This is a genomic window from Anabaena sp. CCY 9910, from assembly GCF_963920875.1.
Lineage (GTDB): Bacteria > Cyanobacteriota > Cyanobacteriia > Cyanobacteriales > Nostocaceae > Trichormus > Trichormus variabilis.
The window spans coordinates 107,856-124,703 of record NZ_CAWUDJ010000009.1; the positions used below are offsets into that span (position 1 = coordinate 107,856).

13 protein-coding genes are annotated in these 16,848 nt (G+C 44.3%); 7 read left to right on the top strand and 6 right to left on the bottom strand.

The features are described from left to right. Positions 1–44 precede the first annotated feature (44 nt). Positions 45–1,127 carry an MraY family glycosyltransferase gene (locus ACM5QX_RS09900; protein WP_011320464.1) on the top strand — a complete coding sequence of 361 codons (1,083 nt, stop codon included), beginning with the start codon at positions 45–47 and terminating at the stop codon, positions 1,125–1,127. 113 nt (positions 1,128–1,240) lie between these two features. Here ACM5QX_RS09900 and fabG read toward each other — a convergent pair whose 3' ends face one another. Further along, positions 1,241–1,996 (bottom strand): 3-oxoacyl-[acyl-carrier-protein] reductase, encoded by a 756-nt coding sequence (fabG, locus tag ACM5QX_RS09905; protein WP_414753366.1) that lies wholly within the window; start codon positions 1,994–1,996, stop codon positions 1,241–1,243. A 371-nt stretch (positions 1,997–2,367) separates the two neighbouring features. On the opposite strand from fabG, the gene trxA reads away from it, so the two are divergent. Then, on the top strand, positions 2,368–2,685 hold the full coding sequence (gene trxA / locus ACM5QX_RS09910) for a thioredoxin (RefSeq protein WP_011320462.1): 318 nt from the start codon (positions 2,368–2,370) through the stop codon (positions 2,683–2,685). A gap of 68 nt (positions 2,686–2,753) precedes the next feature. Here trxA and prmA read toward each other — a convergent pair whose 3' ends face one another. Next, positions 2,754–3,674 carry a 50S ribosomal protein L11 methyltransferase gene (prmA, locus tag ACM5QX_RS09915; RefSeq protein WP_414753367.1) on the bottom strand — a complete coding sequence of 307 codons (921 nt, stop codon included), beginning with the start codon at positions 3,672–3,674 and terminating at the stop codon, positions 2,754–2,756. Positions 3,675–3,752: 78 nt separating this feature from the next. After that, positions 3,753–5,333 (bottom strand): phosphoglycerate dehydrogenase, encoded by a 1,581-nt coding sequence (gene serA, locus ACM5QX_RS09920; RefSeq protein WP_011320458.1) that lies wholly within the window; start codon positions 5,331–5,333, stop codon positions 3,753–3,755. A gap of 303 nt (positions 5,334–5,636) precedes the next feature. Here serA and ACM5QX_RS09925 point away from each other — a divergent pair, with 303 nt between their 5' ends. Further along, complete coding sequence (locus ACM5QX_RS09925; protein WP_414753412.1) at positions 5,637–5,954, top strand: hypothetical protein; 318 nt, start codon at positions 5,637–5,639, stop codon at positions 5,952–5,954. A gap of 6 nt (positions 5,955–5,960) precedes the next feature. Here ACM5QX_RS09925 and ACM5QX_RS09930 read toward each other — a convergent pair whose 3' ends face one another. Further along, positions 5,961–6,839, bottom strand: coding sequence for a DUF4397 domain-containing protein (locus ACM5QX_RS09930; protein WP_414753368.1), 879 nt, complete (start codon positions 6,837–6,839; stop codon positions 5,961–5,963). Positions 6,840–6,928: 89 nt separating this feature from the next. Between ACM5QX_RS09930 and ACM5QX_RS09935 the strand changes: the two genes are divergently transcribed. Together ACM5QX_RS09935 and ACM5QX_RS09940 are read left to right on the top strand one after the other, a co-directional pair. After that, positions 6,929–7,054 carry a hypothetical protein gene (locus ACM5QX_RS09935; RefSeq protein ID WP_414753369.1) on the top strand — a complete coding sequence of 42 codons (126 nt, stop codon included), beginning with the start codon at positions 6,929–6,931 and terminating at the stop codon, positions 7,052–7,054. A gap of 558 nt (positions 7,055–7,612) precedes the next feature. Then, entirely contained in the window at positions 7,613–8,740 is a 1,128-nt protein-coding gene (locus ACM5QX_RS09940; RefSeq protein ID WP_414753370.1) for an acyltransferase family protein, read from the top strand. Between the two features lie 199 nt (positions 8,741–8,939). On the opposite strand, the gene tgt is transcribed toward ACM5QX_RS09940, so the two are convergent. Both tgt and ACM5QX_RS09950 read right to left on the bottom strand, forming a co-directional pair. Next, positions 8,940–10,070, bottom strand: coding sequence for a tRNA guanosine(34) transglycosylase Tgt (gene tgt, locus ACM5QX_RS09945; protein WP_414753411.1), 1,131 nt, complete (start codon positions 10,068–10,070; stop codon positions 8,940–8,942). Between the two features lie 179 nt (positions 10,071–10,249). Further along, positions 10,250–10,702: a hypothetical protein gene (locus tag ACM5QX_RS09950; RefSeq protein WP_010995234.1), complete on the bottom strand. Its 453-nt coding sequence runs from the start codon at positions 10,700–10,702 to the stop codon at positions 10,250–10,252. Between the two features lie 675 nt (positions 10,703–11,377). On the opposite strand from ACM5QX_RS09950, the gene ACM5QX_RS09955 reads away from it, so the two are divergent. Both ACM5QX_RS09955 and pgmB read left to right on the top strand, forming a co-directional pair. Continuing rightward, entirely contained in the window at positions 11,378–13,795 is a 2,418-nt protein-coding gene (locus tag ACM5QX_RS09955) for a sucrose synthase (protein WP_414753371.1), read from the top strand. A 38-nt stretch (positions 13,796–13,833) separates the two neighbouring features. Next, positions 13,834–16,815 (top strand): beta-phosphoglucomutase, encoded by a 2,982-nt coding sequence (pgmB, locus tag ACM5QX_RS09960; protein ID WP_414753372.1) that lies wholly within the window; start codon positions 13,834–13,836, stop codon positions 16,813–16,815. Positions 16,816–16,848 lie beyond the last annotated feature (33 nt).

Below are 16,848 nucleotides of genomic sequence, written 5' to 3' on the forward strand. Positions count from 1 at the left end.
TTGATGCTCATGTAGGATACTGGCAGTAATGGTTGAATTGGGAGATGAATATCTACAACTCCCTTAGGTCTATAGGCATTGCTGACCCTAGCGGTTCCGGCTGGTTGGCAGTAGTATTCACGTTTATGTTGGCTTGGTTGGTAACGTGGCGTTTGATTCCCACGGTACGTAAATTTGCCTTGCGGGTAGGTTGGGCTGACCAACCAAACGCCCGACGACTCAATCGAGAACCGTTGCCGAATGCAGGGGGTTTAGCCATTTACGCGGGAGTAATTGCCGCATTGGTGTTAGCTAGCCTCTTGCGACCCATTGAGCTACAAAACGTTTTAGCTCAAGTATTGACTATTTTACTAGGGGGTTCGATCCTAGTCTTGATCGGCTTTATTGACGATCAGTTCGGATTACCCCCCTCTGTACGGTTGTGGACGCAAATTATCACAGCTTTATTACTAGTTGCTAATGGCATTGTCGTTGATGTGGATTTCGGCACACCCATCGACTCCGTTCTCTCAATGTTGCTGACTGTGCTGTGGGTTGTGGGTATTACCAATGCCGTCAACTTGATGGATGGGATGGATGGATTGGCAGGGGGCATTAGTTTTATCACTGCCATGAGTTTGTTAGGCGTATCTGCCCAATTCCCTAATAAGGCTGCGGCTACCTTAGTTTTGGCTGCCTTAGGTGGTGGGGCATTAGGCTTTCTGCGTCATAACTTCCATCCCTCAAAAATCATCATGGGTGATGCTGGAGCATACTTTTTTGGTTATGTCCTGGCTGCAACTAGTATTTTAGGTAGCCTGCAAAGGAATACTATATTTGCTCTTGGCCCCACCGTTTTGTTTTTGCTGTTGCCAGTACTGGATACAACCCAAGTGTTTATCAGACGGCTGCTAGCAGGTAAAAACCCCTTGAGTACCCCCGGCAAAGACCACCTACACCACCGTTTACTGGCTTGGGGGTTGTCCCAACGTCATGCGGCATTTACCTTGTGGTCAATCACTTTGGTGTGCAACTTACTGGCAATGAGAGTCCAAGGGATGAGCATCATGGTCATAGTTACCACCGCCATTAGCATTATTCTGCTGCTTGGCTTTACAGTCTGGCAAAGAATCCGTCAGCAGTCCTGATGGTTGGGAGCAGGGGGCAGGGAGCAGGGAGCAGGGAGCAGGGGGCATAATATTTTACTTAGCAGTCAGCACGGGCTGAACTCCCCGCTACTACTAACATCAGTCTGCAATCATTAAGCCATTACCATCCCGCCATCGACATTAAAGACTTGTCCAGTGATATAAGCGGCGGCGGGATCGGCTGCTAGGAAGCGTACCATACCAGCAATTTCCTCTGGTTGACCATAGCGACCTAGAGGGATGTATTGCAAAATACCCTCAGATTTGAGGTTGCTGGTCATGTCTGTAGCGATGAAACCAGGGGCGACGGCGTTAACGGTAATGCCGCGAGAAGCTAATTCTTTAGCAACTGTTTTCGTAAAGCCAATCACACCTGCTTTAGCAGCGCTGTAATTCGCCTGACCGGGATTACCCATTTGTCCAGCTACAGAAGTAATGTTAATAATTCTGCCAGAACGTTGCTTAAGCATAAGTTTGCTGACGGCACGAGTGCATAAAAATACACCAGTTAAGTTAAGGTCAATGACTGCTTGCCAGTCTTCTGGCTTCATTCTTAGTAGCAGTGTGTCGCGGGTAATGCCTGCGTTATTTACCAAAATATCGATGCGTTTGAACTTATCGATCGCCCCATTGATCAGATTATCTACTTGATCAACTTGGGAAACATCGGCTTGTAGAGCTACAGCCTCACCACCAGCACCTGTAATTTCTGCCACCACCTCATCGGCAGCAGTGCTAGAACTAGCGTAATTGACCACTACAGTAGCACCATAATTAGCTAATTCTAAGGCGATCGCTCGTCCAATACCCCGTGAAGCGCCTGTAACAACGGCAACTTGTCCTCGTAAATTTTCACTTAAGATCGCCATAAAATATTCCTCTAGGTTTAAAATTCCCGCGCTAATTATCTTATGGCGATTTGTACCTACAGCTCATACCATTTTGGATTTTAGATTTTCGTTGAGGAACTACTTGCTGTGTCTAGTTTCTCCTTATCTATCGTTGGTCTGATCAGAAATTCAAAATTCGCTTCGACTCTAATGGTTATGGGACAAAATTGCAAATTGCACAAAGGAATTTGACTACAAAATAACCATCTCTCTCAATCCCTAATCCCCAGTACATATACCTTAAGAAAGAGATGCTAAATTTAGCAACAATAAAAACAAAATAACGTTACACCATTTCTAGAAAGCAGACATTAATATTAGATTCAATCAATAAAAATGGTGTGTGTCACATGACTGAGAAAAAACAGTTCAACAGCTTTGAAGAGATGCTATCTGGTTCTGATTTACCTGTTTTAGTAGACTTTTATGCTGACTGGTGTGGCCCCTGTCAGATGATGGCGACAATTTTACAACAAGTAAACAATCAACTTAAAGACCGCATACGAATTGTCAAAATTGACACGGAAAAATACACAGAGTTAGCAACTCAGTATCAAATCTACGCTCTACCAACACTGGTATTGTTCAAACAAGGTAAACCAGTTGATCGAATTGAAGGTGTATTGCAAACGCCCGATTTAGTACAGCGTCTGCAAAGTTTTGTTTAGTAAATATTAAGTTAGAGATGCAAATTCTTGCATCTCTACATATTAATTATTAATTAGTTAGGTGGAAGTTAAGTACGCCTGACATTTAAGCAGCACCATTCTTTGCGTTTCCACATAGTAGCGACTACCCAACCGTGTTTTTCTAAAGCCTCAACAACAGAGGTAGATTGTTCAACTAAAATCCCGCTAAAAATAGCCCAAGTACTAGGTTTAGATATCTCGCTAATTTCTGGGACTAATTGAATAATTACATCAGCCAAAATATTGCAAACAATACCATCTACTGGGCGTTCAATCAGTTTCTTTAAGATATCTACGCTACCTTCTGCTGGTACGAGGCGTTCTGGGTTTACTTCGTTGAGGGCGCGATTGCTGAAGGTTGACTGCACGGCTAAGGGGTCGGTATCTACTGCATAGACTTTCGCTGCGCCTAATAGAACTGCCCCAATCGAAAGGATACCAGAACCACAACCAATATCCGCAATTATAACAGATTCTTGACCTGCATCTTTACTAACAAATGATTTGGGAAGCTGGCTCAATCTCATTTCTAGAGATTCTAGACATAATTGGGTGGTGGCATGGTTTCCTGTGCCAAACGCTACACCAGGGTCGAGGCGGATGACTAACCTATCAGAGTTTTCTGGTGATGGTAGCCATGCGGGATTGATGAGGAAGCGATCGCCTATTTCCTGCGGATGCCAATATTGTTTCCAGCTACTCGCCCAATCTTCCTCATCAATGAGTTGCCAAGTCAAGGTAGGAGAAGATAATCCTATACACAGGGCATCTTGCTGCAACCATAACCCCAACGCTGCCAAATCTAATAACTGTGCTTGAAATATCGGCAAATAACCCTTAACTAAGCAAGAATCACCCTTACTTTCGCTAGCTGTACCACGACAACCAAAATCTTCCAGTCGCCAAGAAACAGAGTCTTCCAGCGCCGATTCACATGAAATCTGTAGTTCCCACCAAGTGTTTGCCATTGTTGAAAATTGAGAATCCAGAATTCAGGAGTCAGGAGAAATGATTTCTGCTGACTTCTGAGTTCTGATTACTGACTCCTATAGTGTTACTGTATACGCGTCCCGAATGCCGGGTACTTTGGTGATTTCCGCCAAAATGCCATCTGGTAAGGGATCATCAATGCTGAGAGCCATAACGGCATCACCACGGACGATTTTGCGCCCTACCTGCATACTGGCAATATTGACATTAAAGCTGCCCAGTAAGGAACCGAGTTTGCCAATGATTCCTGGCATATCACGGTGCAAGGTAAACAACATATATTTGCTTGGTGGGACGTTAATCGGGAAGCCGTCAACGTCGGTGAGGTGAATTTCCTTATCGCCTAACAATGCACCAGTGACAGAATGAGTACCTAAGGTTCCTGTCGCTTCCAGGCGTAGGGAACCAGCATAGTCACGGGCGGAAGCGTCACGGGTTTCAATAACTCTGATTCCCCGTTCCTTGGCTTCTATATTGGCGTTGACGTAGTTTACCCGTTCCCGTAGGGCTTGGTGTAGTAATCCTTTGAGGGAAGCAATTACTAAAGGCTGACTTTTGTTAGTTGCGAGTTCACCTTGTAAGCGGACGGTGAGTAGTTCTACCCGCCCACCGGCTAGCTGTCCTACCAACTTACCCAAAGTTTCTGCTAGCTGCATATAGGGTTTGAGTTCTTCCAACACATCGGGGCCGAGTCCGGGGATGTTGACGGCGGAACGTGCGGGTAAACCTAACAACACATCGCGGATTTGTTCGGCTACGTCAATAGCCACATTCACCTGGGCTTCTGTGGTGGATGCACCCAAGTGGGGGGTAAGAATAATATCTTTACCGATCGCCCTTAAGTCTGATTCACCTAGTGGTTCCGACTCGAACACATCCAGCGCCGCCCCGGCAATTTTCCCTTCTTTAACGGCTGCTGCTAAAGCTGCTTCATCGATGATTCCCCCACGGGCGCAGTTGATAATCCGGGCGGTGGGCTTCATTTTCGCCAGAGTGGTGGCGTTGATGATGTGGGTGGTTTCTGGGGTTTTGGGGATGTGCAGGGTAATATAGTCAGATTGCTGCATCAGCAAATCTAAATCTACCAACTGACAACCAAGTTGTTCAGCCCGTTCAGTCGAAATGAAGGGATCGTAAGCTAACAATTTCATTCCCATTGCTTTCGCAACAGTAGCCACATGGGAACCAATTTTGCCTAAACCCACAACCCCTAAAGTTTTTTTGTAAACTTCCGCACCTACGAAAGTTTTACGATCCCACTCGCCGCGTTTCACGGAAGCGTTAGCATCGGGGATGTGGCGAGACAACGACAGCATCATTGCCAAGGCGTGTTCGGCGGCGGCGATGGTGTTCCCCTCAGGAGAATTGACCACAACAATTCCTCGACGAGTAGCAGCCGGAACATCTACATTATCCACACCCACACCGGCACGACCGATGATTTTCAGCTGTGTACCTGCTTCAATAATTTCTTGCGTGACGCGCGTACCCGAACGAATCATTAACGCGTCATACTGACCAATAATTTCTATTAATTCTGCTGGTTTGAGACCTGTATTGACATCAACAGTAGCGACTTGCGAGAGAATGTCAATGCCAGCCTGGTCAATAGGATCGGAGACGAGAACCTTAGACATGATTACATCATTTATAGTGACAAGTTTTGCTGCACAAGACTTTTTAGTTTAGACTTTATTCGTTACACTTCAGCAAAAAATCTGCGTTTTAATAACAACTTAATCTTCACTCACACCATGTACTAGAGGATATCAGAGTGTAGGTGTGGGGGTATAGGGGTGTAGGGGTGTAAGGGTGTGTGGGTGTAGGGGTGTAAGGGTGTAGGGGTGTGGGGGTGTGGGGGTGAAGCCACACTCCACCCCAAAGCAACCGCTATAATGCTGACGAAAACACTGGTGTAGAAGATTTTGGGGCAACCCGTCATGCTAAACTTCAACTTGCCAAGGTACTTACCTTCAGCCGACGAACTACCAGACTCTGACGAAACACCAGTGGATAATGAACTGCAAAAACTTATCCCAGGATTATTAAAAGCAATTCTGCTGCTACTCTGGGCAGAACGGATGGACTGGTTTTTTGGTGTACTTTATTACGTCATTTATTCTTCTCGCCGCCATTGGTTGGCAGTCACATTAATAACTATTGAAGCGGCTGATTCAATCAGATCCGCTTCAATAGTTATACGATTTTTTCAAAAATTAAATAAGATTCCTATGGCTAAAAATGCCTCACTAAATTGATATTACTTACTGCACAATCTGATAACACCCATTAGCATCAGGAGGCGCTGTTTGTGTTGAGGCAGTTGTAAGTAGCAGTGAGTTAGGTGCTTGGCCTAAGCCATTACCTGTAGCAATTACATCAAAAATGACTCCGGCCGGGACTTGTTGATTGGCAACTTCTACTGTGATTGGTGGGTTGAAGGCATTATTGATCAATCGGTCAAATTGATCAGGTAGAACTGGATTAAAGTTATATGTACCAGCCGTAAGTTCTGGGTAAGGAATAGCAGTTTTGGGTGTCAGGTCTGTAATACGAGTTTCATCCACGTTTGGGCTAGAGGATTTGCTAATCCGGAAATCTATAACAGCACTAGTTTCCGAAAAGCGATACCAACGTCCTTTAAATTTACCTGGATTAGGCTGTGTTAAATCCTCTGGAATCACAAAGGGTGATTGATTAAATAATGGTTGACCTGAAGGGCCTTGTAGTGTTCCTGTTATTGCGACTGTATAAGCACTATTAGGCGCTCCTGTAAAGGTTCTAGAAGCAATTGTACTGTTAGTACCGGATGTCACAAACAGTACCTGAATATTTCCTGGTGTTACATTTACATATCTACTAGCTTGACGAAAATTTACATTCTCCAAAACTCTTTGACCGTTGACAATGACATCAACTGGTGATGCAGTAGGAACCGCAGCGTTAATAACTCTTAATTTGGTAGGGCATCTATAAGGGTGTAGAAGAGGATTTAGAACAGTATTTAATAGGCTTGCAGTGTAAAATTCTTGTACAGGCTTTGTAGATAGTTGAGGATTGGCTAAACTTTTGGATGGATAACTAGTCGAACTAATTAAAGATAATGTCAAAGCGCCTAAGAATAATCGTCTTGTTAGAAACATATCTTCCTCCTACCGTGAAACAAAAATAACAAATGAGCAAGCTTTATCCTCCATAAAAAATGATGTGATAATTACCACAAAGATTTTTTATGTATCGGGATACAGGTGCAGGTTTTGTCAACGTAAAAGACAACGGGCGCACAATAGCGATCGCCTCAAGACATGAGACTTGGGCAGAATATTATTGCAGCAGCACATATAGTGGCTGGCTTTAATGTCCAACGTGACAAATACTTTGGTGGAAGCCGCTTGAAGTTTATCGACAGCGCACTTTATGGTTCTAATATTTCACGATTTTCAGAAGAATGCAAGGAAAGTTAACACAGTTAACAGCCATCATTAAAACACTTGATAACAGCTTAGTTGCTTGATAATAAATTTATATTTGTAGTTATATATGCAGGTAGTTGACATAGTGAGCAGTATTTAATTTTGCACCAAAAACCGCCGCATCATCTCGGTCAGCGCCACAGCAATGGAACTTCAAAATTCAGTAGTTCTATAGGGGTTGTCAAGAAGAGGAAAAGGGGCAGGGGGCAGGGGGCAAGGGGGAAAGCCGAGACGGAGCTTGTACTCCGCCCCAGTAAGAGCGCCCTAGAAGGGCGGGGCTTGTACCCGTGTTCCGCTTCGCTCCACGCAGTGGGAAAGGACTTGCTCCCCCTGCTCCCTGCTCCCTTCCCCCTGCCTCTTCCGGTCAAAAGTTTGTAAAAATTAATTAATTCCGTGCAGTAGGCGAGGTAGCTTAGATACTCATCAAGTATAAAATTCTGTCCATGCGCCTGACTTCGCTTGATGTATTTCGCGGTATTACTATTGCAGGGATGATTCTCGTCAATATGGCGGGAGTTGCAGATGATGTCTATCCTCCCTTAGCTCATGCTGAATGGCATGGTTGCACACCAACTGATTTAGTATTTCCCTTCTTTTTATTCATTGTCGGTGTGGCAATGTCTTTTTCTCTATCCAAATACACCCAGGAGAATAAACCTAACTCGGCTGTTTATTGGCGCATCTTCCGCCGCGCCGTCGTCCTTTTTGTTTTGGGTTTGTTACTCAATGGCTTTTGGAATAAGGGTATATGGACGTTTGATTTGAGTAATATCCGCATCATGGGGGTATTGCAGCGTATTAGCCTGAGCTACCTATTTGCTTCCTTGGCAGTCCTCAACCTACCGCGCAAAGGGCAATGGATACTAGCTGGGGCTTTACTCGTCGGCTATTGGCTCACGATGATGTATGTTCCTGTACCTGACTATGGTGCTGGTGTGTTAACTAGGGAAGGCAATTTTGGCGCTTATATTGACCGCCTTATTATACCTCAAGCTCATCTGTATGCGGGGGATGGGTTTAAAAATTTGGGAGACCCAGAGGGACTTTTCAGCACAATTCCCGCAATTGTGAGTGTTTTAGCTGGTTATTTTACCGGGGAATGGATACGTAAACAGCCAGTACAAACACGGACAAGTGTAGGATTAGCATTATTTGGGATTGGTTGTTTAATTGTTGGTTGGGGTTGGGGTTGGGTATTCCCCATTAATAAAAAACTGTGGACAAGTTCTTATGTAGTTTTTACCAGTGGTTGGGCTTTATTGTTATTAGCCGCTTGTTATGAACTAATTGAGGTGAGGTTAATCAAACGCTGGAGTAAGCCTTTTGAAATTATGGGGTTAAATGCGATCGCTCTTTTCGTTGCATCAGTTTTACTCATTAAAATCTTAGTCAGAACCAAAATAGGCACAGGGGAAACAGCCCCCAGCACCTTTAACTGGATATACCAAAATATCTTCGCTTCCTGGGCTGGAACCTTCAACGGTTCTTTATTATTTGCCCTAGTCACCGTCTTATTATGGTGGGCTGTCGCTGTCCTCTTGTACCGCCAACGCTGGTTCCTCAAGGTCTAGTACCGCAAAGCGGAATTCAAAATTCAAAATACCCATTACACGCCGTGTGCAACTTTCTCTCAAACCTAACCCCCAACCCCTTCCCTGCAAGGGAAGGGGAGCAAGATTCAAAGCCTCTCTCCGCTTGCCTAACGGCAGGCTAACGCCAACGGGGAGAGGTTTGGAGAGGGGTTTCAAAAATAAGTCGCACATCGCGTCATTACCCATTATCAATTTCAGTTTCCGGCGAATTTAACCAGTGACCAAATTCTTCCAAAAAACGATCGCTTAATATTGCTTCACGAATTTTTTGAGTAAAGCGAATGAGTTCGGTAATATTGTGAATGCTTAATAAAGTGTAGGCTAGGATTTCTTGCGATCGCACTAAATGAGAAATATAGGCACGGCTGAAATTTTGACAAGCATAACAAGGGCAAGTTTCATCTATTGGGGCAAAATCTTCACGGAACTTAGCATTTTTTAAGTTCCAACGTTCGCCTTTGACCATTGCTGTACCGTGTCTCGCCCAACGGGTGGGAATGACGCAATCAAATAAGTCTATACCAGAGGCGATCGCAATTACCATTTCTCGATAAGTTCCCACGCCCATCAAGTAACGCGGCTTGTGTGCTGGTAAAAGTGGTGCTGTAGCTTGGACAATTTGCGCCATCATTTCTGGTGGTTCCCCCACACTCACCCCACCAATGGCATAACCAGGTAAATCTAACTCTGTTAAAGTATTGGCAGCTTTAGCCCGTAAATCCAGATATACCCCACCTTGAACAATACCAAACAGCGCTTGATCCTGGCGTTGATGAGCCGTAATACAGCGTTCCAACCAACGGTAAGTGCGCTCAGTCGCCGCTTCTACTTCCTGGCGAGTAGCTGGGTAGGGGGGACATTCATCGAACGCCATGATAACATCAGCCCCTAAAATATTTTGAATCTCTATAGAGCGTTCCGGCGTTAATTTAATAATTTGTCCATCATGAGGTGAGCGAAAAGTAACACCTTCTTCCGTAATTTTTCTCATTTCGCTCAAGCTGAAAACCTGAAACCCACCAGAATCGGTGAGCATCGGCCCATTCCAGCCCATGAATTTATGCAATCCACCACCACCAGCCACAATGGCTTCTCCTGGTTGGAGATGGAGATGATAAGTATTAGAGAGAACCATCTGCGCCCCAGTCTCCTTCAGCTGGGCTGGGGTGACAGTTTTGACATTAGCTAGGGTTCCCACCGGCATAAACCTCGGAGTTTCTACAACACCGTGGGGAGTTAAAAATACCCCGGCTCTGGCTTTCGTTTGGCTACAACGAGCTAGGGATTGAAAAGAAAATATAGCACTCAAGGTAAGATTCAGCTTGTTTAAGTATATGGACAAAAATAATTAAGAAGTAGTTGCTTCTTACTCAGCACTCACCCAAAATAATTGGTAATAAATAAACAGTAACTGATTAGTCATCATCCTTTACCGCTTATCTATTACCAATTTTCAAATTTTATGAGTATAAGATATTAAATTACTATTTAAAAGCCATCACAACAGTCATCATCAATTTCTGCATCCCATCTAGCTGCTAGGACTTCCTCCATCATCGCCTCGATAGCGCTGACATTCCAAGTCCGTTCACGACGTTCTTGGATAGGTGTCGATAAAGGAATCAACCGTAAGCAAGCACCTTCCTGCATCAAATCAAAGAAAGTTTCTTTTTGGGGTGATTGTTTCAATTCGAGATAGTCAAAGCTAGCAACATTGAGATAGAGAGTACTGTTAGCCACTAAGGTAGACCTTCGTGGGTTAGCAAAAACTTCCATCACATCCCCTTCACCCTCGCTCTGTAATTGGCCTTCTTGGGTGTAGATGTAGTGGACTCGACCTAAATCAGCCAATAAACGCTTCATGTCGAGCTTGTTCACAATGATGCCCGTGTTCACAATACACGGAGCAGGTATCTTGGTGTCGGGTAGATGATGACTCATAAAAAAATTGAAAATGAGCAAAGTTTTGATCCAACACAGCTAGACAATTAGTTGCTCAGCTCGTTGACCCTCTACATTAAAAAAAATATCAACTTTTGAGAGCGATCGCCTAATTAATCTTTATGTACAAAACAAGACTAATTGTATAGAAAATTCAACTTGCAAATTAAATTTTATTGCGGTATAATTACCGCTTAAAAAAAACTTAAATTGTCTAGTCCAGCATAACAAAAACTACTGGATTATGCCTTTGGAAATAAGAAGTTTATTTAAATATTTAAAATATACTGACGTAGCGACTCGGCTAAGAACTCTTAAGAGGCAGGAGGCATTGGTTTGATTAGGCCCGCCAGCCTGGAGCAGGGGGAAGAACCACTGACAACTGACCAATGACCATTCATACCAGAGCTAGAAGGCAAGACACTGAAGGACTATCTACTATACAAAGGTCAACAAAGGCAATGTACCTCTAAGCCGATTACTAAGTATCAAGTTTATTTAATTACACAGAAGATGGTTGGTCTTGATCCGTAATAGCCAATTTTGATAATGATTTTTTACATTACCAATCACCAATTACCAATTACGCGTATTTAAACGAACTTTATACGAAAATTACATTTGTTGAGGAGACAAAAATGAGGTCGTGACCTGGCTAGAGTTCTGGAAATCGTCATGCACGAACTATTTCACCCTATTTTTGCTGATGGTCAGGAAAAAGCTGCCCTACAACAGTTGATAATTGCCTTAGATTCCTCAGGTAAACGTTACTTCCTGAGAAATGAGATTCTGCATACTTTTTCCCAATACTGTCAGCAAGCCCAAAAGCCCACATATTTTTACTATTCTTCATCCGTAGGTAAACTGATTCAATATACCCATGAAATCGTTTTAGCAGAGGACAGTACATGGTTTGTGGTGCGTCCAAGGATTGCTAGCCAAGAAGTTTGGCGACTGACATCAGACCTAGCTAAGTTTGATTCTATGCCAATTGATGCTTTTTTAGATGTGAGCGATCGCCTAGTTAATGCCTACGAACCCAACATCTTAGAAATTGACCTCAGTTCTTTTTACGAAGCTTCCCCCAGTATTAGCGATCCTAGAAATATTGGTCAAGGTTTAGCCTTCCTCAATCGTTATCTATGCAGTCAGATAGCGACTGACCCCCAATATTGGGTCGAGTTAGTGTATTTAGCCTTACGGGGACTGCAATACGATGGGATTAACTTGATGATTGGGGATGCTATTCCCTCAGGTATCCACCTAGCTAAACAAATTCACGCAGCGATTAAATTTCTTTCGGCCCTACCCCCAGAAGAACCATACGAAAAATTCTACATTGAACTACAAGCACTCGGCTTTGAGCCAGGATGGGGTAATACAGCCGAGCGTATTCTGGAAACTATTACACTGCTGGATAGATTGATTGATTCTCCCCAACCTGCTGTCTTAGAAGCATTTGTAGCCCGTGTACCTGCGGTCTTTCGGGTGGTTCTAGTTTCGATTCACGGTTGGGTAGCTCAAGAAGATGTTATGGGACGGGATGAAACCTTAGGTCAAGTTATCTATGTTCTAGAGCAAGCACGCAGTTTAGAAAACAAACTACAGCAGGAAATCAAGCTGGCTGGGCTGGAAGTGTTAGGTATTCAACCCCACATCATTATTCTCACCAGGCTGATTCCTCACTGTGAAGGTACATACTGTAACCTGCGCTTAGAAAAGTTACATAACACAGAGAATGCTTGGATTTTGCGGGTTCCTTTCGGGGAATTTAATCCAGCAATTACCAACAACTGGATATCTAAATTTGAGATTTGGCCTTATCTAGAAACCTTTGCTTTAGATGCCGAAAAACAACTACTAGCCCAATTCCAAGGCAAACCGAATTTAATTGTAGGTAACTACAGCGATGGTAACTTGGTTGCTTTTCTCCTCGCCCGTCGCCTCAAAGTCACCCATTGCAACATTGCCCACTCGTTAGAAAAGCCGAAAAATTTATTTAGTAACTTATATTGGCAAAACTCTGAGGAAAAATATCACTTCTCAGTACAATTTACCGCCGATTTAATTACGATGAATGCGGCTGACTTTATCATCACCTCATCCTACCAAGAAATTTTCGGCACACCTGAAAGTGTGGGACAGTACGAGTCCTACAAGTTCTTTACCATGCCCCATCTATATCATGTAGTCGATGGTGTCGACCTGTTTAGTCCTAAATTCAACATGGTTCCGCCAGGGGTAAATGAGCAAGTCTTTTTCCCTTATAGCCAAACAGCAGATAGAGACTCTAATCTGAGTCAAAACGTCAACGACTTACTATTTCATCGTCAAGACTCCCAAATCTTCGGTTATTTAGAGCAACCCCAAAAGCCACCCATCTTTGCAGTTGCCCCTATTACTTCCATCAAAAATCTGACTGGCTTGGCTGAATGCTTCGGCAGAAGTCAAGAATTACAAGCACACTCTAACCTGATTCTGCTCACCAGTAAGTTAAACATAGATGAAACTACCAATCCCGAAGAAGCCAGGGAAATTGAAAAACTTCACAACATTATTAACCAATATCAGCTACATGGCCATATTCGCTGGCTAGGGCTACGACTTCCTAACCAAGAAGTCGGTGAAGCTTATCGCTTAGTGGCAGATTATCGGGGAATTTATCTTCACTTTGCCCGGTTTGAAGCCTTTGGACGCAGTATTTTAGAAGCCATGATTTCTGGCTTACCCACCTTTGCTACTAAATTTGGTGGTTCTTTAGAAATTCTAGAAGATCAAAATAATGGATTTCGGATTAATCCCACCGACTTAGAAGGAACAGCCGAAAAAATTTTGGCATTCTTCCAAGAGTGCGATACCCATCCCGAACATTGGCAAGAAGTGTCTCAATGGATGAGCCAACGCATTCATCAAAAATACAACTGGCAGTTACACACCAGTCAATTACTAGCACTGACTAAAATCTACAGCTTCTGGAACTTTATCCGCCCAGAAAGCAGCGAAGCCAGAGTCCGTTACATGGAAAGCCTATTTCACCTAATTTATAAACCCAGAGCCGAGCAAATTCTAGCAAAGCACATGAGTTGTCAATAGTCATATAGTCAACAGTCAACAGTCAACAGTCATTCACCATGAACATAAAATGTCCTTCTCGTGATTTTATTTATCAAGATTGGATATTAACCGAAACTAAGTTTAACCCTGAGCAATTGCATTCTAGAAGTACCGTCTTTACTATCGGTAACGGTTACTTAGGTACTAGGGGTAGCTTAGAAGAAGGTCACGCCCGTGGTTTACCGGCTACTTTTATTCATGGTGTCTATGATGATGTGCCTGTAGTTTATACAGAACTTGCCAATTGTCCTGATTGGTTGCCGATGATAATTGCGATTAATGGCGATCGCTTCCGCATGGATCAGGGAGAAGTATTACAATATGAACGTCGGCTTGATGTCAGTCAAGGTCTGCTCAGTCGTTCTCTGCGTTGGCGTAGTCCCAGTGGTAGCATCATCGATATCCACTTTGAACGCTTTGCTAGTCTGGCAGATCAACATATATTAGGGCAGCGTTGCCAAATCACAGCTCATGATGGTGATTGCTTAGTTGAAATTCAAGCTAGTATCAACGGCTATGTTGAAAATCAAGGCTTCAATCATTGGGAAGGAATAGACCAAGGTAAAACCGAGTCGGGTATCTGGTTGCAAAGTCGTACCCGTGGAACTCAGATTGAAATCGGTATGGCAGCCAAAATAGCCATATCAGGTGTAGAGTCAGCTTTACAAGTGAGCATCGTCCCTGGATATCCCACTATCAGCGCCAGTTTTTTAGCTAAATCTCAACAAACTATCACTGTGGAAAAGCTAGTGACAGTTTTTACCTCAAGGGAAGTCAATAAACCAGTTACCGCCGCTCAAGAAAAGCTGGCACAACTACCAGACTACACAACTCTACTCACGGCGAATAAGCAAGCCTGGGACGAAGTGTGGCAAAAAAGCGATATATACATAGAAGGAGACCCTACAGCCGCTTTTGCTGTCCGCTACAACCTGTTTCAGTTGCTAATTGCTGCCCCATCCCATGATGAAAAAGTCAGTATTCCCGCTAAAACCCTTTCCGGCTTTGGCTACCGGGGGCATATTTTCTGGGATACAGAAATTTTTATCCTGCCCTTTTTCACCTTCACCCAACCAGCTTTAGCCCGGAACCTACTCAGCTACCGCCACCACACCATCAACGGGGCGCGACGCAAAGCCACCCACTACGGTTTTAAAGGGGCGATGTATGCCTGGGAAAGTGCGGATACTGGGGATGAAGTTACGCCGCGTTGGGCATTGCCTGATAATTATTATGGCGAAGATGTGCGTATTTGGTGCCGCGATCGCGAAATTCATAATAGTGCAGATATTGCCTATGCTGTCTGGCAATACTGGCAAGCCACTGGTGATGATGATTGGATGGGCAATTATGGTGCGGAAATTATCTTAGATGCCGCTATTTTCTGGAGTAGCCGAGTTGAGTATAACTCTCAAGGCGATCGCTATGAAATCCGTGGGGTGATTGGTACAGATGAATACCACGAGTTTGTACACAACAACACTTTCACTAACCGAATGGTGCAATGGCATCTGGAAAAGGCGCTGAAAGTTGCTGACTGGTTGCGTCATACCTTCCCCGAAGGAGCCAAAGCACTAGAAGATAAACTGCAACTTACTCCAGAGTTAGAAACTCACTGGCAAGACATCATCAAGAAAATTTGCATTTTTTACGACTCCTCAACCGGATTAATCGAACAATTTGAGGGATTTTTCCAATTGAAAGATATCAACTTGGCAGACTACGAACCACGCCAGCGTTCTATGCAAGCCATCTTAGGCATAGAAACCACTAACCAACACCAAGTCCTCAAGCAACCAGATGTCTTGATGCTGCTGTACCTGATGCGCCCATCAGCAGAGTTTCCCTACAACGAAAAAGCTTTAAAAAGTAATTGGGATTATTACGCACCCCGGACGGATATTACCTACGGTTCATCACTAGGCCCGGCAATTCACGCCATCTTAGCCTCAGATTTGGGGAAATCAGCCACAGCCTACGAACGGTTTATGCAGGCACTCATGGTTGATTTAGAAGATAGCCGAGGTAACACCAATGACGGTATTCACGGAGCCAGCGCTGGCGGCATTTGGCAGGCAGTAATTTTCGGTTTTGGTGGAATCCAACTCACAGAACAAGGCCCCATCGCCAACCCCCATTTACCCCCAAATTGGACACGTCTGAAGTTTCAACTACATTGGCGTGGGCAGTGGTATCCGTTTGATTTGCCTGGGGGACAGGAGGCAGGGGGCAGGGGGCAGGAAGAGAAGTCGCAAGGAGGGTTTCCCTCCGGGCGAACTTCCCTACGGGACGCTACGCGAACGGGAGCAGAGGAAGAAGTATTAACTCTCCAATCCCCAGACATTCGAGGATTTATTTTTGATTTAGATGGTGTATTAACTGATACGGCAGAATATCATTATTTAGGGTGGCAGAGGCTAGCTGATGAGGAAGGGATTCCTTTTAATAGAAAGGCTAACGAAGCCTTGCGGGGGGTGTCTCGTCGTGAGTCCTTGATGCGGATTATTGGGGATAGACCTTATTCAGAAGCGCAAATTCAAGAGATGATGGAGCGTAAAAATCGCTACTATGTAGAACTAATTGAACACATTACACCTAAAGATTTATTACCAGGAGCGATCGCTCTTTTAGATGAACTACGGCAAGCGGGAATTAAACTAGGTATCGGTTCAGCTAGTAAAAATGCTCACACAGTGATCGAAAGGCTAGGGCTTGCTGATAAAGTAGATGCGATCGCTGATGGTTACAGTGTCCAAAAACCCAAGCCAGCACCAGATTTATTCCTCTTCGCTGCCCATCAGTTAGGACTAGAACCAAAACAATGTGTAGTCGTGGAAGATGCCGCCGCAGGTGTGGAAGCCGCTTTAGCTGGGGGAATGTGGGCGGTAGGACTTGGCCCCGTCGAGCGTGTAGGTGCAGCTCATGTAGTCCTCCCCAGTCTTGCAGGGGTGACATGGACAGACTTACGCACCAAATTAAACGAAGCTGCGGGGGTGTAAGGGTTTAGGGGTGTAAGGGTGTAAGGGTGTAGG

Excerpts from the sequence above, each read along its gene's own strand:
- ACM5QX_RS09900 (WP_011320464.1), top strand. The coding sequence starts at position 45 with ATGAATATCTACAACTCCCTTAGGTCTATAGGCATTGCTGACCCTAGC.
- fabG (WP_414753366.1), bottom strand. The coding sequence starts at position 1,996 with ATGGCGATCTTAAGTGAAAATTTACGAGGACAAGTTGCCGTTGTTACA.
- trxA (WP_011320462.1), top strand. The coding sequence starts at position 2,368 with ATGACTGAGAAAAAACAGTTCAACAGCTTTGAAGAGATGCTATCTGGT.
- prmA (WP_414753367.1), bottom strand. The coding sequence starts at position 3,674 with ATGGCAAACACTTGGTGGGAACTACAGATTTCATGTGAATCGGCGCTG.
- serA (WP_011320458.1), bottom strand. The coding sequence starts at position 5,333 with ATGTCTAAGGTTCTCGTCTCCGATCCTATTGACCAGGCTGGCATTGAC.
- ACM5QX_RS09925 (WP_414753412.1), top strand. The coding sequence starts at position 5,637 with ATGCTAAACTTCAACTTGCCAAGGTACTTACCTTCAGCCGACGAACTA.
- ACM5QX_RS09930 (WP_414753368.1), bottom strand. The coding sequence starts at position 6,839 with ATGTTTCTAACAAGACGATTATTCTTAGGCGCTTTGACATTATCTTTA.
- ACM5QX_RS09935 (WP_414753369.1), top strand. The coding sequence starts at position 6,929 with ATGTATCGGGATACAGGTGCAGGTTTTGTCAACGTAAAAGACAACGGG.
- ACM5QX_RS09940 (WP_414753370.1), top strand. The coding sequence starts at position 7,613 with ATGCGCCTGACTTCGCTTGATGTATTTCGCGGTATTACTATTGCAGGG.
- ACM5QX_RS09950 (WP_010995234.1), bottom strand. The coding sequence starts at position 10,702 with ATGAGTCATCATCTACCCGACACCAAGATACCTGCTCCGTGTATTGTG.
- ACM5QX_RS09955 (WP_414753371.1), top strand. The coding sequence starts at position 11,378 with ATGCACGAACTATTTCACCCTATTTTTGCTGATGGTCAGGAAAAAGCT.
- pgmB (WP_414753372.1), top strand. The coding sequence starts at position 13,834 with ATGAACATAAAATGTCCTTCTCGTGATTTTATTTATCAAGATTGGATA.